This window comes from Psychrobacter sp. Sarcosine-3u-12, assembly GCF_002836005.1.
Classification (GTDB): Bacteria; Pseudomonadota; Gammaproteobacteria; order Pseudomonadales; family Moraxellaceae; genus Psychrobacter; species Psychrobacter okhotskensis.
The window spans coordinates 1-19,879 of record NZ_PJBY01000100.1 but is presented as its reverse complement, the minus strand read 5'-3'; the positions used below and the strand labels follow the sequence as shown (position 1 = coordinate 19,879).

At 44.7% G+C, this 19,879-nt stretch carries 13 protein-coding genes and 2 tRNA genes; 6 read left to right on the top strand and 9 right to left on the bottom strand.

Features of this window, described 5'->3' with window-relative positions; translation table 11 throughout:
* Positions 1-355 precede the first annotated feature (355 nt).
* On the top strand, positions 356-1,210 hold the full coding sequence (locus CXF65_RS08105; RefSeq protein ID WP_407074169.1) for a methyltransferase domain-containing protein: 855 nt from the start codon (positions 356-358) through the stop codon (positions 1,208-1,210).
* A 43-nt stretch (positions 1,211-1,253) separates the two neighbouring features.
* On the opposite strand, the gene CXF65_RS08100 is transcribed toward CXF65_RS08105, so the two are convergent.
* The 7 genes from CXF65_RS08100 to CXF65_RS08070 all read right to left on the bottom strand — a co-directional run bounded on the left by CXF65_RS08100 (position 1,254) and on the right by CXF65_RS08070 (position 11,917).
* Positions 1,254-2,594, bottom strand: a complete 1,341-nt coding sequence (locus CXF65_RS08100; RefSeq protein WP_025650547.1) for an ABC transporter ATP-binding protein — start codon at positions 2,592-2,594, stop codon at positions 1,254-1,256.
* A 126-nt stretch (positions 2,595-2,720) separates the two neighbouring features.
* The gene (locus CXF65_RS08095) at positions 2,721-4,415 is read right to left on the bottom strand and encodes an ABC transporter permease (protein ID WP_025650548.1); all 1,695 of its coding nucleotides are present in this window, start codon (positions 4,413-4,415) and stop codon (positions 2,721-2,723) included.
* Positions 4,416-4,573: 158 nt separating this feature from the next.
* Complete coding sequence (locus CXF65_RS08090) at positions 4,574-5,698, bottom strand: extracellular solute-binding protein (protein ID WP_101211684.1); 1,125 nt, start codon at positions 5,696-5,698, stop codon at positions 4,574-4,576.
* A gap of 257 nt (positions 5,699-5,955) precedes the next feature.
* Positions 5,956-6,732 carry a 16S rRNA (uracil(1498)-N(3))-methyltransferase gene (locus CXF65_RS08085; RefSeq protein ID WP_101211683.1) on the bottom strand — a complete coding sequence of 259 codons (777 nt, stop codon included), beginning with the start codon at positions 6,730-6,732 and terminating at the stop codon, positions 5,956-5,958.
* Complete coding sequence (locus CXF65_RS08080) at positions 6,729-8,423, bottom strand: 3-deoxy-D-manno-octulosonic acid transferase (RefSeq protein WP_101211682.1); 1,695 nt, start codon at positions 8,421-8,423, stop codon at positions 6,729-6,731. Before CXF65_RS08080 ends, CXF65_RS08085 begins: the two co-directional genes overlap by 4 nt.
* 131 nt (positions 8,424-8,554) lie before the next feature.
* Positions 8,555-10,108: a tetratricopeptide repeat protein gene (locus CXF65_RS08075; protein ID WP_101211681.1), complete on the bottom strand. Its 1,554-nt coding sequence runs from the start codon at positions 10,106-10,108 to the stop codon at positions 8,555-8,557.
* A 171-nt stretch (positions 10,109-10,279) separates the two neighbouring features.
* Positions 10,280-11,917, bottom strand: coding sequence for a cardiolipin synthase (locus CXF65_RS08070; RefSeq protein ID WP_101211680.1), 1,638 nt, complete (start codon positions 11,915-11,917; stop codon positions 10,280-10,282).
* Between the two features lie 375 nt (positions 11,918-12,292).
* Here CXF65_RS08070 and CXF65_RS08065 point away from each other — a divergent pair.
* Together CXF65_RS08065 and CXF65_RS08060 are read left to right on the top strand one after the other, a co-directional pair.
* Positions 12,293-12,368, top strand: a tRNA-Val gene (locus CXF65_RS08065).
* A 52-nt stretch (positions 12,369-12,420) separates the two neighbouring features.
* Positions 12,421-12,497: transfer RNA gene (locus tag CXF65_RS08060), tRNA-Asp, on the top strand.
* Positions 12,498-12,933: 436 nt separating this feature from the next.
* Here the strand turns inward: CXF65_RS08060 and CXF65_RS08055 are convergent.
* Positions 12,934-15,207, bottom strand: a complete 2,274-nt coding sequence (locus tag CXF65_RS08055; RefSeq protein WP_101211679.1) for a nitric-oxide reductase large subunit — start codon at positions 15,205-15,207, stop codon at positions 12,934-12,936.
* A 535-nt stretch (positions 15,208-15,742) separates the two neighbouring features.
* On the opposite strand from CXF65_RS08055, the gene CXF65_RS08050 reads away from it, so the two are divergent.
* The 3 genes from CXF65_RS08050 to CXF65_RS08040 all read left to right on the top strand — a co-directional run bounded on the left by CXF65_RS08050 (position 15,743) and on the right by CXF65_RS08040 (position 18,595).
* Positions 15,743-16,126, top strand: coding sequence for a DUF1971 domain-containing protein (locus CXF65_RS08050; protein WP_101211678.1), 384 nt, complete (start codon positions 15,743-15,745; stop codon positions 16,124-16,126).
* Between the two features lie 260 nt (positions 16,127-16,386).
* Positions 16,387-17,388, top strand: a complete 1,002-nt coding sequence (locus CXF65_RS08045; protein ID WP_101211677.1) for a D-cysteine desulfhydrase family protein — start codon at positions 16,387-16,389, stop codon at positions 17,386-17,388.
* A 241-nt stretch (positions 17,389-17,629) separates the two neighbouring features.
* A complete protein-coding gene (locus CXF65_RS08040; RefSeq protein WP_101211676.1) occupies positions 17,630-18,595 on the top strand; it encodes an acyltransferase in 966 nt (321 codons plus the stop codon).
* 113 nt (positions 18,596-18,708) lie between these two features.
* On the opposite strand, the gene CXF65_RS08035 is transcribed toward CXF65_RS08040, so the two are convergent.
* Positions 18,709-19,617 (bottom strand): pirin family protein, encoded by a 909-nt coding sequence (locus tag CXF65_RS08035; protein ID WP_101211675.1) that lies wholly within the window; start codon positions 19,615-19,617, stop codon positions 18,709-18,711.
* Positions 19,618-19,879: the final 262 nt, after the last annotated feature.

The following is a 19,879-nucleotide window of genomic DNA, read 5'->3' as shown; positions in this document are numbered from 1 at the left end:
GACAGTGTTGATTTAATCAGAGTATTTGATGACAGTTAATGCATCAGCAATGTGTCTGATACCTTACTATATATACCGTAAAAAGTGAGCAAAAGCTACCGGAAAACATGCTCTTGAACATCACAATTGTCCTCGCAACGCTAATACTTTTAGCCATGAGGTTCACGATACCAGAGAGGTCAGCACTCCTGCTTACATGTCATAGGCTTTGTTTACATGATTTTGCCTTGATACTATCCACCCAACCCCTACTCCTTAGACAGTGTAAACCCTTATGCCAAGTGATATGAAAAACAGTACAAACGACAAGCAAGCAATAACAGAATCTCTGCAACACTCTATCCAAGCAGAAGAGATGCGCAGTGATCGTAGCTTCGATGCGATTGCCGATCATTTTGAAAAAAAGGTCTACGGTGGTCTTAAAGGCGACATTCGGCTGGCAGTATTGCGCCGTGATATCTTTGACTATACGGCGCAGATGAGCAAAGAGCTTGGGCGGCCTTTACGGATTTTAGATGTGGGTGCGGGGCTGGCTCAGATTGCGATTGAGCTTGCCGCTCAAGGCCATAGCGTGGTCATCAATGACATCTCTGCCAATATGTTAGAGAAAGCAAAAGCGAGCACCGCAGAAATCGATAAGAATCTACATATACGCTGGTATGTTTGCCCGTATCAAGCGCTTGAGGACAAATTGGCGATAGATAAACTGGCAATAGACAACTGGCAAAATAAAGGCAGTGGGGCTGATAATACTGAAAACGCAGCTAAGTTTGATTTGATAATGTCACACGCCCTACTCGAATGGCTCGCAGAACCAGCCGCTATCATGGACTTTTTTGACCGCCAATTGGCTGAGCATGGCGCACTGTCGCTCTGCTTTTATAATCCAGCGAGCTTTGACTATCGTAATCTGATTATGGGTAATTTTAATCTGCTCGATAACACGGATTATAAGGCTGACAATAAAAAAAGCCTGACCCCTAATCATCCAGTCGCCAAGGAAGAAGTCGAGTCTTGGTTAGAAGCTCATCATTACCAAACGATTCTAACCAGTGGCTTGCGCGTGTTTCATGATTATGCGCCGCTCAAACGCGGCGGTCACAACGATCCTGATGCAGTCATACGCATGGAGCTACGCTACTCACAACGAGAGCCGTATAAATGGCTGGGTCGTTACCTGCATATCATGGCAACTCGGCAAGTTGCTTAAGTGGAATGATAACGAGCATCTAAAGTAGCGTTTGTTAAAGCGACTATCTGGCTTCTGCCACGCGCTCGGACCGATCGTACTCTGACCAAGTCGTCGCATTGATGTCTTTTTCATCAAAGACAACGACATGCTCAAGTATGGGCAAAATCCCAATTTGCGAGCCAATCTCATGATTATGATGACTGGCGACCAAGGACAAAACCGTCTGCCCATCATCGAGTTGCAAGCGATACAGATAATTAGCACCGCGAAAGACACGCCCCACTACTAAAGCGGTTCGGGGACTGTCATCATCATGAATAATATCGTCAGGACGGACCAGCACCTTAATCGGTGTGCCGTTGGGATAGTCGTACTCGCAATACTGCGGCTGTCCCGACTCATCATAGACTTCCATACGACGATAGATATCACCAAGTGCAGTCTCAACGTGACCTTCCTTGATGATGCCGTCTATCATTGCGCCTTCGCCGACGAACTCAGCAACGAACGGACTGACTGGCTCATGATATAGCTCGCTTGGTGTCGCCCATTGTACCAGTCGACCTTTATCCATGACCCCTACTTTATCTGCCAGCGCAAAAGCCTCGTTTTGATCATGAGTCACCAAAATAGCGGTAGTATTGGTACGTTTGAGAATATCGCGGACATTCATGGCCAATGACTCGCGAAGCACCACATCCAAATTAGAAAACGGCTCATCGAGTAGCAAAAGCTTGGGCTTCGGTGCTAACGCGCGTGCCAAAGCAACGCGTTGTTGCTGACCACCTGAGAGCTCATTGGGGCGTTTATTAGCATGCTCCGTCAATTCAACGAGGCTTAGCATCTCAGCCACGCGGGCTTTTTTGTCGGCTGCTGACCATTTATTGAGACCAAAAGCGATGTTTTTTGCCACGCTTAAATGCCCGAATAACGCATAATCTTGAAACACCATGCCCATGCCACGCTTGGCTGGCGCGACGGCGAACGAGGTCGTCGGTGTCTGTTCTGTCAAGCGTTGGTTATTTAAGCCAATCGTGCCGCGCCGACTTTGCTCTAGCCCTGCAATGGCTCGTAATGCTGTGGTCTTGCCGCAGCCGCTATAACCCAAAAAGCAGCCAATCTCACCTTGCTGCAAGCTTAGCGATAGTCCATTAACGATGATGGTATCGTCATAACCGACAATTAAATCTTGGACGCTAAAGTAAGGATTGGTGGCGATATTGGTCTCAGTATGTGCGCTAGAATGACCATCATGCTTAGCGATATTATTATGCTGTACTTGATAGGCTTCATCTGTTGATACTGGTGATTTTTTTACATTGCCAGCACGCACTTCCATTTTAGCCGTAGCCGACTTAGGATTGGCTGGGTCTGTTGAGTCTTTAATCAAGTCAGTATACATAGACGGTACCAGTAAGCTATTAGTGAATAAAACCAATAAATAAAACGGTAAAAATTATGGTGCTAATGAATCCTTGAGCGCGAGCAACTCTGTCTTTAACTTATTAAATAATAAACTGCGCTCAACTTACCTTTGCTTATCACTTTGACGTAGCAATATCCAAACAGGGATAAGACCGACCAGCACAATCAGTAAGCTTGGCAATGCTGCCCTGCCCCACATTCCTTCGCTGGTCATCTCAAACACCCGCACTGCTAGCGTATCCCAGCCCTGCCGCCTTGTCATCAAGGTGATTGGCATCTCTTTCATCACTTCGACAAAGCCCATCAGTAATGCCGTTAGCACCCCAGGGCTGAGTACGGGCAACATCACTTGTCGCCAGCGCTGATAAGGGCTGTCACTGAGCAATTTAGCCGCCGCTTCTTGATTGACAGTCAGTCGTTGTAACTGCCGATCGACTGGCTGAAAGCTTACAGTCATAAAGCGCGTCGATAAAGCAAGGAGCATTACAATCACACTACCAGACAGCACTTGTTGCGAGGTTATACCAAAAGCAATCAGCTGATTGTCAAGCCAAGCAATCGGAATAAATATGCCAACAGCTAATACTGTTCCCGGCACCACATAGCCTAGATTGGATAAAGTGGTCATGAGCTTGGTTGATTTATCAGGATATTGGCGCTTAATCCACGCAATGATGACTGCCAAGCAAGCAATAAAAATGGTGGTCATGCTCGCAATCATGAGACTGTTGGTGACAAAATCAATATAACGAGCGTCAAAATCTTGGCGGAAGTTTAACGCCGTCCAGTAGATGAGCTGCAAGAACGGTATTAAAAAGGCCAGCAAAAACACCAGTGTGCACAGTAACGTCATAGCCAATTTAGCAGACGTGCTGGCTTCAAAACGTTGATTATTGCCTTGAGTCACTGTATTGCCGCGTTTGCCTTGCCAATACTGCTCAAACAATACCACGATAAATACCACACCGATTAACAAAGCGGCTAATTGGGCGGCAGTCGTTAGACTAAAGAAGCCAAACCAAGCCTTATAAATAGCCGTCGTAAAGGTATCAACATTGAAGACTGAAACCGCGCCAAAATCTGCAAGCGTTTCCATACTGGCAAGTAACAAGCCGCCAATGACCCACGGCAAGGCCTGTGGTAATGCCAAGCGAAAAAACACGCGACTGCGGCTTAAACCAAGCATTTGACCCGCTTCAATCGCCCGCCTGCCTTGTGATAAAAAGGCCTGACGCGCCAGCAAATAAACGTAGGGATAAAAAGCCAGTGACAACACCAAGCCTGCGCCCCAGACATTGCGTACCGACGGAATAGCTGTATCGATACCCAGTTCTCGCAAACCTGTCTGTAGCGGTCCACTAAAATCAACAATACCAACGGTGACAAATGCCAGCACATAAGCCGGTATCGCGAGCGGTAGCATCAGAGCCCACGAAAAAAAGCGCTGTCCGGGAAAGCGATACATGCTGGTGAGCCAAGCAAGTGCAGTGCCGATACTGCCAGAAATGACCGTCACCATGACCAATAAAATCGCGGTATTTTTGAAAACTTGCGGCAATACATACTCGCGCATATGCGTCCAGATGTCTGCCACTGGCTGCGTCCATGACAGCAGGACGATGAGAATTGGTACCAGCATAAACAACGAAATCAGTCCTAGGACTGATTTTGAGAGGATACGTTTGCGAACGGCATGGTCTTGACTAACAGCTTGGTTACTATGGTTACCATTATTGCTATTGTTATTGTCGTTGACTGTTTCATCTTGACGAACAGACGCGTCTGGCGTTGTGATCATATCATTATTACCGTGTCATACGCATAGAGATCCTAACTTAGCCAGCGCATACCCAAATAGCACGTTCACACTGTCAAACTCATTTAGCCTACTAAACGTAGTGCTGCATTTGTCTTTTGGCTACTGTGCTTTTTAGGTATGGCAGGGTTTAAGAGGCTCTATTTATAACCTGCTTTGTCCATCATTTGAATCGCTTGGGTTTGCAGCTCGCCAAACTTTTGCACGCTGATGTCGTCTTTTTTGAATTCGCCCCATGATCTGAGCATATCTGACTCATCGACGCCTTCTTTGACTGGATATTCTTTATCAGAGCTGGCGTAGAGACCTTGGGCTTTATCCGACGACAACCATTCCATCAATTTAAGCGCGCCATCAGGATTGTCTGAGTCTGTGACCACACCCGCCCCAGAGATATTCACGTGAGTACCAGTAGTGCCTTGGTTTGCCCAAAAGACTTTGACAGGGAAATTCGGCTGCTCATCGAGCAAGCGACCGTAGTAATAACTGTTAGACAGGCCCACTTCACACTGACCGGCAGCGATAGCTTTTAGCATGCTAGTGTCATCACTGAAGACGTCAGTAGCCAAATTATCTACCCAACCACGAATGACGGCTTCGGTTTTTTCTTCGCCTAAGTTTTCAATCATACTGGCAACCAATGACTGGTTATATACAGAGTTCGAGGTGCGCAAACAAAGCTTGCCTTTCCATTTTGGGTCGGCCAAATCTGCATAAGTGGATAACTGGTCGGCGCTGACTTTACTTGGGTCATACATGATAGTACGCGCACGTAATGACAGACCCGTCCACTGACCTTTTGGATCACGATATTTTGCAGGCACATTGGCCTCTAAAACCGTCGATGCCACTGGTTGGAGCAAACCTTGCTCAGCCGCTTGCCATAAATTACCTGCATCTACAGTCAATAGCATATCCGCTGGCGTATTTTTGCCTTCCGCTTGCAAACGTGCCATCAGCGGACCACTCTTATCGGTCACCAGTTCAATATTGACGCCCGTCTCTTTCGTATAGCGGTCTAGCAAGGGCTTGATCAGCTGCTCGTTACGTGATGAGTAGATCGTAATCGTCTGTCCCTCAGCACTCGTCGCGCCATCATTCGCCACTTCTTGCTCGCTACTCGCTGCTGAGCCTTCCGCCTCAACGCTCTCTTCCGTCGTAGAGGAATTGCTACAACCTGCAAGTCCTAACATCATGCCAAATACGGCAATAGGTAAAGTAAGCTTGGTAGAAGGTAAATTTGCGCTGAAAGCTTTCAATGACATAGTTTTCCCCATTAATGGTGCTACAGATAATTGAGATAAAAAATCGTTATCAATTACTAATAATCAAGATTAATAACCGCATAATATCTGAAAACAACATACTAATAGAAATGAGATTAATTATCAATACATTTATTTAACTGGATAAACTGGTATTTATTTGGCTAAGCCCTTGCTTTTACAACGCAATTTTTGACTTAATTTCTGCTCAGCAGTTGTTTATTTAATCCATCTTTATCGCTGCTATTGCCCCAAACTTATAATAACCACTGACCTAAAATTGCATTGACTGCTGCTTCAGTACGTAATATGCGTGGACCTATATGCACTGCCTGACAGCCTTGCGCGGTAAGTAGCTCAACCTCATAGTCAATCCAGCCCCCTTCTGCGCCGATACAGACGAGACTGGGTAATGAGGCGCTATTAGATAAGTTGGTGTCTGCAAGCAATGTTTTATCTTGACGTGGCTTTGCTAGTCTGTGCTGCTGTACATACTGCGAAAATGACAGATCGCTGTAAGGATGCGCGACAATAGCGCGGTTAGTGATTAGACTTGCCAGCTCATCCTCGACAAAGGGTTTAAAGCGCTTTTGCAAAGTAATGCGCGGGGCAATGCTATCCACCCCTTGTTGTAAGCCCTCTAATACGAACTCATCGAGGCGACTCAACATCGGACTTTGCCAATAGCTCTTTTGTGTACGGTAGCTATTGATAAGGATAATATCACGCACACCAAGCGCCGTCATATCCATTATCAAGCGGCGCAGCACTTTTGGACGTGGCAATGCCAAGATAACAGTCAGATTTAACTTAGCAGGTGGCACAACTGACAATTGGACATCACCTAGCTGAATACAGCGAGCAGCAATCTCCTCAATAATCGCCGTACCAAGATTACCACCGAGTTGCCCGATTTTCAGCGTGTCGCCCACTTTTGCTGCCAATACATGATTGACATGGTTGATTTGCAACAGATTATTGATTATCGCAGAATCTTGCGAAAAATGTTCGGTAGGTAGTAATAGACAGTTCATAGCGTCTCTTGGCTTGCATGCTGCTCAATTACCTTTTCAATCATGGCAAACTGGCGCGTTAATACTGCTTGCTGCTGTACGGTCATCTGCTCGCCAGCTTGCCCTGCCTGTTTGGCTAATAGCGGATGGCTAAGCCAAGACTGTAGTTGATCATAAATGAGCGCCGTATCGTTAGCAGCCAATGAGGATTTTTTGCGCGAGGATTTTTGCTTACCCTTTATCTCTGAACTACTGATATCTGAGCTACTGATAGCTGAATTGGCGATATTTTCATTATTGGTAGCAACATCATTGGCAGCAACATCCTCTATCGTCGTTGGCTTTATCGTAATTGGACGATAAAACGCATTGTTTGGCTGATATAACGCGCCGACACTCGCCAGCTTATCGACCACACTTTGACACGATTGGGTTTGGCGTCCCATTAGCACTGGCGTTGCCACACTCGCTGGCTCAACTGGGTTGTGTCCGCCTACATCGACCAAAGAACCGCCCACCAACGCCACATCCGCCAATGCATACCATGTCATCAGCTCGCTCATGCTATCTGCCAAATAGACTTGCGTGTCCGCATTGATTACTTCTTCGTTACTGCGCCGTGCCATTATCAACGTGCTGTTTTGGATAAGTGTCGCTACTTCATCGAAGCGTTCAGGATGTCTGGGCACGATAATCAATAGCGTATCTGCCAGCGCTGGGTTGGACAATAGCTGCTGCTGTAATGACAGAGCGATGCTTTCTTCACCGCTATGGGTGCTGGCCGCGACCCAAATAGGACGATCAGCTATGCCCAACTCGACGGCAATACCGCTCTTTTGCTTTTGTATAGTGGCACGCTCATGTTCTTTCTTAGCAGCACTGCTATCAATCGCTTGTACATCATCAGTTTTGCTATCAATCGTTTCATTATTAAGCATTGGTCTATTAATGACCCACTTGAGTGAGCCTGCCACCCGAATTTGCGCACTATGAGCACCCAGCTGGCGAAAGCGTTTAGCAGACTCATTGTCTTGCGCAATAATTAACGTCAGATTTTTCATCATACTGGCGCTGACAGCAGCGATTTTTTGATAGCTTGTAAATGAACTGGCTGATAGACGACCATTGACTAAGATGCTCGGAATACAATGCTCGGATAGCTTGGCTAAAATATTCGCCCACAGTTCGGTCTCTACAAATAAGGCCGCGACTGGCTGCACATGCGCTAAAAACGTCTCAATAACAGCAGGGCTATCTACAGGTACATAGCTATGGCTAAGCCGACCTTGAGCAATGTCAGCAGCGAAACGGCTGGCACCGCGGGCAAAACCTGTCTGCGTGGTATTGGTCAGCCAAATCTGATAACCCTGCGCCAATAGCATGTCAAGCAACGGCGCTACTGTATTGGTTTCACCTAAAGACACCGCGTGGCACCAGATAACGTTATTATCCATCTCAGCTTTATGGTGCATTTCAGCTTTGATATCCGCTGTTGGCGCTGCAGGATAGTGCTTGCCAAAACGCTGCGCCACTTCTTGCTGATAGTTATCGCGCTTGTGTGAGCGTCGCCAGACTTGCAGACGATATAGCGGCTTGAGTAAGCCAATGATACATTGATAATAAAAGGGTGGTTGATACACCGCTCGACTGGATAACGCGTTAGATGGAGACGCGGTAGTAGAGGGCTTGAATGGCGTAGGAGAAGATGGCATAGAACAGCCCAGATTAGTAATGAATCAGATAATACCATTCTCAAAAAACTGATGGTAAAAAACGCGACAATTCTACCTGAATTTTCTGCTTAATAATAAGCTTTTACGCAGTATGAGCTAACAAAAATCGTTTAGACAATAATTAATATTAGCACTGCCATTATTGTGACTATCGCCAGCAACAGCTGATAGCGCTTGATACTGTGTTGTTCTTGCTTTTGTGTCGTTATCAACGCTTGCGCTTGCTGCCACTGCGCCACCAAGCTGGCTGCTTCTACGTGACCATTTTGGGCAGCTTGCTCTAGCCAATATTTACCATTATTGATATCTTGCACTATACCAACCCCCTGGTAATACATCCTACTGAGTAAGCGCTGCGCTCGGCTGTCGTCTTTGCTGGCGGCCTGCTTAACCCATTCAACACCTGCCTCTGTGCCAGTGATTTTATCCGTAGCTAACCCTTCACCGAGTAGCTCATACATCGCTAGACGTAGCATAGCAGCGGTATTACCAGCATGCGCGGCTTCTCGTAGTTTTAACAACGCTTGCTCTTTTGCTGCCAAATGACGCTCTGAAAAACTAACTTGTGCACGTGGTTTGCTTTGCTTGGCAATGTGCTGTTCAAACTGCTCTAGCACTTTACAAGCTTGCTGGTATTCAGCATTACCAGCAGTTTGTGGCTGTTCAATCTCATCTAATTCTATCAATAACTGGCTAAAAATTTCTGGGGTTGGCGAAGGTTTGACAGGGACTGACGGCGAGCGATCTGACTTGGTTTGCGTTAATGCCGGTTCCAATTTAGACAGCTCAGGCTTTATCTCACCTTGTTGTTCATTCGATAAGTCTTTATTGCTTAGTCGATCCAATATTTGTGGAGCAGTAGCTTCATTCAAAGCATTTTTATTCAAATCAGCTCTATTTAAAGCATCTGCTGATGTAGCCGTTATATTCTGCTTTACTAAAGAGTGTTCACTAGTAGCGACTGTCTGAGAACTACTCTTCATGCGAATCGGGCTTAAACCTGCTTTTAAATTTGTATTGGGATTCGAAGCTGTATGGGACGTAATATCAGCTTTATTATTCTGATGGCTCGTTGCAGACGTGTGATTATTGCCAGCGCTTGGCAATCTGGCACTGACCGCTTGATACAAGCCACTAGCAACTTGCCCGCCTTGTACAGCGACAAACGGCCGGTCAATATGACCGAACAAACGCAACCCTACTGGTTCTAGGGCAAAAAATATCGGTGAGTTGACACTGTCATTAATATTGGCATTGTTATTGTCGCCATACAGTACTGCCATATGCTGATAAAAGTCATCGGCGCTCAGTGACCATGTTGGATAGCGTTTGCGCAGCTCAAACTGCCCATACCAATGCGGTGTATGTTGCCATTGCTGCGCCAGTACTCGCCCTGCATAAAATGCCAAAAACACCATCAAGTTGCGATAACGCTCATTAATCAATAGCGCCGCTTCATCCCAGTAACCACGCTTAATCAGGTCACGGCGTATCTGAGATAACAGTGTATCAACTCGCTGCAAACTTGCCAGCGACTCATCTAATATACAATCACGAAGCTCGCTTTCATAAGCGATACCACCTGCGACCGGACGATTCGCTAAGAAGTCTTGCCAATAGCCTGCTGCAATATAATCAATGGGCGTTGAGGGCGATGCAGACATAGGCAAGCGCGTCCTTTTTTATGAATAGTTCATGGGCTTAGGTTTACTAAGATACTGATGGTCATAACCAACTAGCTTACTTTATTCTAAAATATAATACCATTGCCAAACATTTATAATGCTTAGTATGCTGCTGAGCAAACAAGTACACACCATCTGTATAGTAGAAGACTATAATAACGGACTAAACAAACGCACCACATTGTCAAACAAACGCTCAGCACCATGGCGTTGTTGCCACTCTTCTGGGCTTAAAAGTCGACAGCTTTGCAAATAGACCTCTTGGCAATCAGCGACTTGTGCCACCATTTCTGGGGTATAAATCGCCAAGCTGACTTCCATATTGAGATAAAAGCTGCGCATATCGATATTTACCGTACCGAACAAACAGTAATCATCATCGATGACCACAGTTTTAGCATGCAGCAGCCCGCCTTTAAATAGCGCAATGGTCACACCTGCCTCTAGTAACTCCTCATAATACGCTTGGGATGCATGCTGTACTAAAAACGAATCAACCTTTTCGGGAACGATAATCGTCACCTCTACCCCGCGCTTAGCCGCGATCGTCAGCGCACTTGATAGCGCCTCATCAGGCACAAAGTACGGCGTCGTAATACAAATACGTTTGTTGGCGCGATGAATAACCGTCACCAATGTATTGTAAATAACATGCGCCGTCACCTGTGGTGCAGAAGGTATCAACTGCGCGACCACGCCTTCTATTATAGGCATCTGAGGTATGACTATCGACGTTGAGCCCGTATGTAGCGGCTCATCAGCGGCGATACTATCACCTAAGAACTTCACCCGGCTATTGATGTCATTGATGGTCGGATCCATCACATATAGTTTACGGGTATAGTTATTTATCCGCTGGTTTAGCTCGTCTAGATTGTTTTTGTTTTCAGCACCGATATCGGTAACCACCACCTTGGCCATCGCCGTCGCTATACTAATGGTACGATGGCTAACGCTACGTATCGCCACATCGATCCACTGTCCGACGTTTTTGTTTTGTTTAAAAAACTTAGGATCGACTAAATTAAAGCTGCCGATATAACCAATGTATTCATCAATGACCACCATCTTGCGGTGGTTACGCAGATCTGAACGTTTAAATAAGGTCTTGAACAAGCCTACTGGTAGCGACTGATGGACAAAGGCACCCGCGCGCTCTAACATTCGGTGCTCATTGCTGTTAAAAAAGCTGAAACTGCCAACACTATCCGCCAATATATGACACTCGACCCCGCGCTGTACGGCAGCGACCAATGCCTCTATCACCTCTACCACCTGCCCCTTCGGATAGATAATATAAAACTCCATCAAGATGATGCTCTTTGCTGACTCAATATCATCGATCAAACGCTTAAAAATAGCATTGGGCGCGGTTAATAGCTGCATCTGATGATCGGGGAACACCCCAAAGCCTGTCCAGCGCGTCCCTATTTGGCTGACACCGCGATAGTTGTCGGGCAACAAATCTTGCCCCTTGTCAAAGACCAAATGCTCCCGCTTTGCCATATCATTCATCAGCAGGCTGGCTTGATCCACGCGTTCACGATAGCGGCGTCCGATCATTGGCTCACCCAGCAATATATAGGCAATAAATCCTACCACAGGCAAGGTATAAAGCACGGCAACCCAAGCAATCGATACACCAATATTGCGCTGTACCGATACAATCCGTAGCGTCATTAATATCATGAGCACGACATGTAATATCAGTCCCAATTCTGCAAAGTCGCCAAAAGACCATGTCGTAAAGTACTTTTCAATAGCAAAAGTGTCTATGCCCGCCTCCATCAACCAATCAATTAATACCAATCAAATAATTCAATACATGCACGTGCCACAAAGCATTATCAGTATAATAGCTTTTAGCACACACACAATAGGTAACTGTGTAGCCACTATATGGGCTAAACAAGCGCTACAATGACGACCATAAAACTAGGATAATCATCAATTTATAAAATACTTAAAATAATATTTGACAGGCAGGTGTAAATCTATATAATACACACCCACAGCAAGGGGCTTTAATTAAGTTCTATGTTGTTGAAAGTTTTTATGATTCTAGAGCGTGACACCTTTAGATAGTAGAACTTTTAAGAAATCCTATTTAAAGGATTTCTCTTGCGAAGCTAAAATTGCAGTGCAATTTTTATACGCTTCTCAGGGTGATTAGCTCAGTTGGTAGAGCGTCTGCCTTACACGCAGAATGTCGGCGGTTCGAATCCGTCATCACCCACCACTCTTTTTAGCGAGTGTCTCTGTAATAAGAGAAGATGCTAAAAACGACCTAAGCAGCGGTAGTTCAGTTGGTTAGAATACCGGCCTGTCACGCCGGGGGTCGCGGGTTCGAGTCCCGTCCGCTGCGCCATATTTAAAACGAATTCGGATGTTAAATCTGAGCAAGTTTCGCCTCAAACATAACTTTGTTTGAGGTTTTTTTGTGTCTGAATTTCCACTTAAACCTTTTCTTTATAAGGGTTGGATGCTTTCTCTCTTTTCACCTTTACCAAAAAATCTACTCTTCAAAAATGCATGAATGATAAGTTTTTGCACATGCACTCTATCTTGTGGAAGTCGGTGACCAATTTCTCAGGGACCAAACGGTGACCATTTTGTGACCATGATGGTTAAAGTTTGGTGGTAGTGACCCTTAATTTAGCAAATCTATGTATGAAGAGGTTTAGTGAAAAATCCATAACTTCGTGATAAAACCCTTCTAAAAACCAGTTTCAAAATAATAAAAATCCCCGCTACTAGGCAGGGATTTTCACTCAAACACTATCTTCAATACCTACGCCCTATCATCAATCGTTCACTGGTTTGTTCGGCTGATAATTAGAGTGTGACGGTTTTGCAAACGCCAGTTTGACCACCTGCAATGCTACACAAATAGCACCAATGATAAAGATGACATCGGCAAAGGTACGGACCCAACGTAACGTTTGTAACAAGTCTTGTTGTAAGAAGCCCTCACTACGCGCGTACCATAAACCTTCGGTCATGGAAGCATGCGCTTGGAAGATACCGATGGGTAGCAAGCTGGTCGCAATCATCAATACCAAGCCTATATTTAATGCCCAAAAGCCAGTTTTGATGAGCTTTTCACTAAAAATATAGTCTGGACGAATATATCGCATTACCAGTAATACAAAACCAATCGCTAAAAATCCATACACCCCGAACAGTGCAGCATGAGAATGCACGGCAGTGGTATTTAATCCTTGTAGGTAGAATAATGATACCGGTGGATTAATCATAAAGCCAAACACCCCAGCCCCTAACATATTCCAGAAGGCGACCGCGACGAAGCACATGATAGGCCATTTTAATTTATTCATCCATGGCGCTTGACGCTGCATAGACCAATGCTCATAGCCTTCATAACCTAAGACCACTAATGGCACCACTTCTAACGCACTGAATGATGCACCGATTGCCATCACCGACGTAGTCGTGCCCGAATAATACAAATGATGGAATGTACCCGGCACACCGCCCAGCAAAAATAGCGCGGCAGAGGCAATAGAGCTGGCTGTGGCGATTTTCTTATTCACCAAGCCCAAGTTATAAAAAATAAAAGCAAGCGAGACCGTAGCGAATACTTCAAAGAAACCCTCTACCCATAAATGCACAACCCACCAGCGCCAGTATTCCATGATCGTTAAGTGTGTGCGTTCGCCATAGAACAAGCCTGCTCCGTAGAATAAGCCAACACAAACGACGGAGGCAAAGAAGATAGCGAGTAAGTTTTTATCACCCTGCTCTTTAAAGGCAGGTAAACAACCACGGGTCATTAATAACAGCCAAAACAGTACGGCAACCCATTTTAAAATCTGCCAAAATCTGCCTAGGTCAATATACTCATAGCCTTGATGTCCAAACCAAAAGTTATATTTTGCGGGCAATATATCCGCTAAAGCAAAATACTGACCGGCGAAGGATCCCACTACCACGATAATTAATGAAAACCATAATATATCGACACCTAGTTTTTGATATTTAGGATCTTTCCCGCCATTGATAAGCGGTGTCAAAAATAGCCCTGCCATCAAAAACGCAGTGGCAATCCAAAATAAGGCCGACTGAATATGCCAAGTACGCACTAGCGCATAGGGGAAAAAGTCTGCAACCGGAATACCATAAAACTCTTGACCTTCGACCGTATAATGCGCGACAAAACCGCCGATAAACACCTGAAATACAAACAGTGCCACCACTAAAAAGCCGTATTTTGCGAGTGCCTTTTGAGAAGGGGTCAAAGCAACTTTGGTTAATGGATCAACGTCTGGCGTGATTTGTTTAACCTCTTCTTCTTGACGTAAGAAAGACCAGCCCCAAATCAGAAACCCTACCCCAGCGATTAAAAAGACAATACTGGCGATAGACCACATGATATTTTCTGAGGTCGGTACGTTATCGATAAGCGGCTCATGCGGCCAGTTATTCGTATAGGTAGCATCAGTACCGGGACGTTCAGCAGAAGCAATCCACGCGGTCCAAAAGAAAAAATTGGTCAGTTTTTGTCTATCAGCAGCATCCATTATGGTGTTGTTCTTCATCGCAAAGTTCTCTCGAGACTCTTGCAATGCAGGGTCATCACCGTACAAGCTCATATAATAAGGCGCTATCTGATTGATAGCGGCAATCCGCGTGTCTGATAGCACGACTTGCTCGCTATCATTGACCACGCTACCACGATATTCTTTTTTCAGCTGCGCATTCAATACCGCTTTTTGATCATCAGATGCGTCAGAAAAATTACTGCCATATAGCTCTTCGGATCTAATATCTAACCATGCTACCAGCTCTCTATGCAGCCAGTCCGCGGTCCAATCTGGCGCTTGATAAGCACCATGGCCCAATACCGAACCAAGCTGCTGACCGCCTGTGCGCTGCCATGCAGATTGACCATCTAAGATATCCTCTTCTGTTAATAAAACCTGACCAGTAGTATCGACATACTGATCTGGTATTGGTGGTGCTGTGCGATAGATTTCAACACCGCCCCACCCTAAAAATATAAATGTCACGATTAGCACGGCCAGTAAACCGAACCAATACTTCTTGTACTCACCCATGTCTCGCTCCTCCTTGCAAATAGGTCATAACCCTTAAAAATATATTAATAATGAATGTTTAAGAGTGTTTTAAGGCATCACTTATTTAAAATATAGTTGAATCACTATAAAAAAATACAGTGCTGCTGGGATGAATTTTGCGCAGCCTCTGTCAGCGCAGACACAGCACGCAAGTAAAATTTATACCAGTAGCACTGGTAATATTAGCGTATCGATTTTATGTCGAATTGACTATATGATTCCTATACTGCTAATAAGTCATGCGGTTAAATAGCTAACACCTAAGGTTATTTCAATAATCAGCAACACTGCTGTCTCAGTAATCGCAGTCCACCAAAGCCTTAAAAATAAATTATAACATTCATTTTAAATGAATGTTATAATTTATCTCAACAACATTTGATTTAATTTTAAAAACTATTCAAGCTGATCGTATAATTGTTGAAACAAGTCAATGCTACATCTGCTAATGCTAAGCTTAATGATTATTAAAATTTGATAAAAATCACTTTGTTTACTCAATCAAGGAGTTCTCATGAACCATATAATCATCCCCAGTCATTGGAAAGTAAAACGCTCTACCCATTTCTTTACCAAGGATAAAGTACCCAAAGCCCTACTCACTCACCACAATACTGCGGAGGGCGTGTATGGTCAGATTTGTGTCATGCAAGGAGAGGTCACTTTTTACGGATTTGCCAATGAAGCAGCCACCGAACCAGAGCAAACCATCGTCATTAAAGCGGGACAGTTTGCAGTTAGTCCGCCACAGTATTGGCATCGAGTAGAGCTGAGTGAAGATGCTCAGTTTAATATTAATTTTTGGACAGAGGGCGATACGGCTAATAAATCTCTGTTTAACGCCTCTAAGATTCACAGCAAACCTATCGAAGCCTTGTTTGATAAGCCAAATGAATAAAATTGGTCTGATAACTATTTTTCTAGAAATTGAAGATAAGACAGTGTTTTTACTTAATGCCTATTCTCTATGGATTGAAACGGGCAACTTGGGCTAGGACGTGTCATCAATGAGCAGACTTATCTATCAAAATTATATATTTAATACTCTAAAAATAGCTATTCTCATGGCTAAATATTGTATGGTATTAATATTCAATAATTACTATCATAGGATAGCTTCCAAGCTCATAATTTCTCTACCCATAAAGCGAATAACACATGGACTATAACCACATACCCAGACAATCATTAGGCTTCTTCCCCACCCCTTTGATAGAGCTCACCAGATTGAATGACAAACTCGGCGGCCCTACTATCTTTATGAAACGAGATGACAATACAGGATTGGCATTGGGTGGCAACAAAACCCGTAAGCTTGAATTTATAATGGGTGACGCCCTTGCTCAGGGTGCTGATTGCGTGATTACGGCAGGCGCTGCACAATCTAATCATTGTCGCCAAACTGCTGCTGCCGCTGCAAGCTTGGGGCTTGACTGTCATTTGGTGTTAGGCGGAGAAGAACCTGAGCAAGCAAGTGGCAATCTTTTGTTAGACAAAATATTTGGATCGCATATTCATTGGGCAGGCGCCCATCGCAAAGGGGAAGACATTCCTAAAATCGTCGAACAGTTAAAAACACAAGGCAAAAAACCCTCCGTCATCCCTTATGGTGGTTCCAATGAATTGGGTGCTTTGGCCTTTGTAGAAGCCTTTAAAGAGTTAGAGTCGCAACGTACCAGCATGGACGTCTCATTTACTCATATTGTTTTTGCCTCTAGCTCTGGTGCGACACAAGCCGGCTTGATGCTTGGCAAGAAAATGCTCAACTCGCCTGCGCAAATCGTGGGTATCAATATCGATAAAGGCGAAACAGACAAAGTGCCATTTGATCAGTATACCGTCGCGCTTGCCAATAGCACCGCTGCCCTTATCGCAGCCGACCATCAATTTTCAGAGAGCGATTTAATACTTAACTCTGATTATGTAGGCGGCGGTTATGGCGTGGTTGGTGCTTTGGAAAACGAAGCCATTGAGATGACTGCGCAAACAGAGGGAATCTTGTTAGATCCTGTTTATACGGGTCGTGCGATGGGCGGGTTAATAGATATGATTCGCACAGGTAAAATTAAGCAAACGGATCGTGTGTTATTTTGGCATACGGGCGGTGCTCCCGCTTTGTTCGCTTACTCAAGTGCGTTAGAGATTACTCAAAAACGCTAGAAAATATCGTCAGCAAGTGGATAATGATAGCTCAATTCTTCTCAAGTCCAGTTTATACGCTCATAAAAACCAGATATAGTCAGTCCTCTATAAATCAGATATGGTCTCAGGCTCGTTTAGTCTACTATTTGTAGTGCTTTCACCCGCCTTCCTTGTATCCAAATTATATTTAACCGACTATGGTTAACGCGCGTTCAGTGAACTGGAGTCATTATCAGTTAGTAGAATAAAAGGATTTAATATGCGACTGTCATCATTCATGCAAAAAATGCACAAACGCAACCCTAAACTTGGCAAAGTTGCCTCGCTTGCAACGGCCACGGGGGTACTTGCTGGTAACAGCCTAATCGTTGCACTACCGGTATGGCTAATGGGTGCTACTAAAGTCGTGACCGGTGCCGCGATCGCTGATGACACGATGATCAAAGTGACTAACTATTGGATAAATAGTAATAACGCCTTAATCGATAATATCTTGCCGGAGAAAGACTGGCGCATCAGCCTACCTGACGACGTCAATACCCAAGGCAAGTATCTACTGATGAGCAACCATCAGTCATGGGTAGATACCAGTATCGTGCAATACATTAGTGAAAACCGCTTGCCATTAACGCGCTTTTTTACCAAGTTTGAGCTGATATACATTCCTGTTATCGGTCAAGCGTTTTATTTTTTAGACTTTCCTATGATGCGTCGCCATTCTAAAGAGGCAATTGCTAAAAACCCAGCTTTACAAGGCAAAGATATCGAAGAAGCCAAACGCGCATGCGCCCTACTCAAAGACAAACCTTTTACCTTATTGAACTATTTAGAAGGCACGCGCTTTACCCAAGACAAGCATGACAAACAGCAGTCACCTTACAAGTATCTCCTCAAGCCACGTGCGGGCGGTTTATCATTAGCAATTAATGCGTTGGGTAAAGAGATGGATGGCATCTTGGATATGACCATCGTATATCCTGATGGGGTGCCGACTTACAGTGATCTGTGGAAAGGCAATATCAAACGCTTAGGTGTCGACGTACGACATGTCGAGATACCTGATGCGCTCTTTGATGCGGTCAAAAATGGCGGTTATGAGAATGATGAGGCCATCAAGGCGCAGATGTTTGCTTGGATAGAAGAGATGTGGCAGCAAAAAGACAAGCGCATTAGCGCTATGATGGCTGAATTTGAAGCAACTCCTGCTAGTGGAAGTGCTGAATAAAAAACGTAAATAATCCACCCTATCATTCTTAGTATTCAATAAAGAAGCCCGCTAAAATTAATTTAGCGGGCTTTGCTACTTTATCATTAACGCGTTGATACTCACAATCACGCTTAAGCAGGTTGTCCAAACTTGCCATTGTGAAAGTCATTGACCGCCTGATGTAGCTCGGCTTCAGTATTCATCACAAACGGCCCCATGCGAGCGACTGGCTCGTTAAGCGGCTGGCCTGCGATTAACAAAAACCGCGCGCCATCATTAGCGCTATCCACAGTAACAGTATCACCTTTGGTTAATACAGCAAGGTTTTTGGCACGTACCGTATTATTTTTGCTGACATTTCCTTCAGCATCTCGTACTTGTAACTCACCCTCTACCACGTAGATAAAGGCATTGTGCTCGCTTGCCAAAGCCTGCTCAAAGCTGGTATTAGCCGGTAAGGTAACATCCAAGTACGTCGGATAAGTATAGTTATTGATAACAGGTCCAACCGTACCTTCGCTAGTCTCACCAGCGATGACGCGAATTTCGGTGCCATTGTCGCGGCGCTCAAGTGGCGTCGACTCTGGTGGAAACTCTTGATAATTCGGCTCACTCATTTTAGCGCTGGCAGGCAAGTTGACCCATAGCTGAAAGCCTTTTAACAAGCCCTCTTCTTGTTCTGGCATCTCTGAATGCAAGATGCCACGCCCAGCGCTCATCCACTGCACACCGCCCGGCTCGATGACACCTTCATTACCTGCATTGTCTTTATGACGCATACGACCATTGAGCAGATAGGTCACGGTCTCAAAGCCGCGATGCGGATGGGTAGGAAAGCCTGCCACATAATCATCAGCATCATCGCTCTCAAAGCAATCTAACATCAAAAACGGATCCAACGTATCCAGATGCGGCGTGCCAATAATACGCGTGAGCTTCACACCAGCGCCATCAGAGGTTGGCATGCCAGGTAGTTGATGCATCACGGTACGGTGTTGTAATGGGGTAAGATTATCATTGATTTTATTTGTAGTATTCATAATCATCTTCCTATATTTTTGCTCGGTTGTCTTTATTCGATAACACTATTATAGGTGTTGACGACCCGCAAATAAACAGGGGTAAACGCAAATTATAGTTCTTATTTTTAGAACAATACTTGTCGTTTGGAGCAGTTTTCTCAAAATTATTAGGCCTTTTTAAAATAGAGCCAATGCAAAGACGATTCTATAGTCAATTTTACATAAAATCGATAAGCTGATATTACCAGTGCTATTGGTTTTATAGTAATTCAATTATATT

Excerpts from the sequence above, each read along its gene's own strand:
- CXF65_RS08105 (WP_407074169.1), top strand. The coding sequence starts at position 356 with ATGCGCAGTGATCGTAGCTTCGATGCGATTGCCGATCATTTTGAAAAA.
- CXF65_RS08100 (WP_025650547.1), bottom strand. The coding sequence starts at position 2,594 with ATGTATACTGACTTGATTAAAGACTCAACAGACCCAGCCAATCCTAAG.
- CXF65_RS08095 (WP_025650548.1), bottom strand. The coding sequence starts at position 4,415 with ATGATCACAACGCCAGACGCGTCTGTTCGTCAAGATGAAACAGTCAAC.
- CXF65_RS08090 (WP_101211684.1), bottom strand. The coding sequence starts at position 5,698 with ATGTCATTGAAAGCTTTCAGCGCAAATTTACCTTCTACCAAGCTTACT.
- CXF65_RS08085 (WP_101211683.1), bottom strand. The coding sequence starts at position 6,732 with ATGAACTGTCTATTACTACCTACCGAACATTTTTCGCAAGATTCTGCG.
- CXF65_RS08080 (WP_101211682.1), bottom strand. The coding sequence starts at position 8,423 with ATGCCATCTTCTCCTACGCCATTCAAGCCCTCTACTACCGCGTCTCCA.
- CXF65_RS08075 (WP_101211681.1), bottom strand. The coding sequence starts at position 10,108 with ATGTCTGCATCGCCCTCAACGCCCATTGATTATATTGCAGCAGGCTAT.
- CXF65_RS08070 (WP_101211680.1), bottom strand. The coding sequence starts at position 11,917 with ATGGAGGCGGGCATAGACACTTTTGCTATTGAAAAGTACTTTACGACA.
- CXF65_RS08055 (WP_101211679.1), bottom strand. The coding sequence starts at position 15,207 with ATGGGTGAGTACAAGAAGTATTGGTTCGGTTTACTGGCCGTGCTAATC.
- CXF65_RS08050 (WP_101211678.1), top strand. The coding sequence starts at position 15,743 with ATGAACCATATAATCATCCCCAGTCATTGGAAAGTAAAACGCTCTACC.
- CXF65_RS08045 (WP_101211677.1), top strand. The coding sequence starts at position 16,387 with ATGGACTATAACCACATACCCAGACAATCATTAGGCTTCTTCCCCACC.
- CXF65_RS08040 (WP_101211676.1), top strand. The coding sequence starts at position 17,630 with ATGCGACTGTCATCATTCATGCAAAAAATGCACAAACGCAACCCTAAA.
- CXF65_RS08035 (WP_101211675.1), bottom strand. The coding sequence starts at position 19,617 with ATGAATACTACAAATAAAATCAATGATAATCTTACCCCATTACAACAC.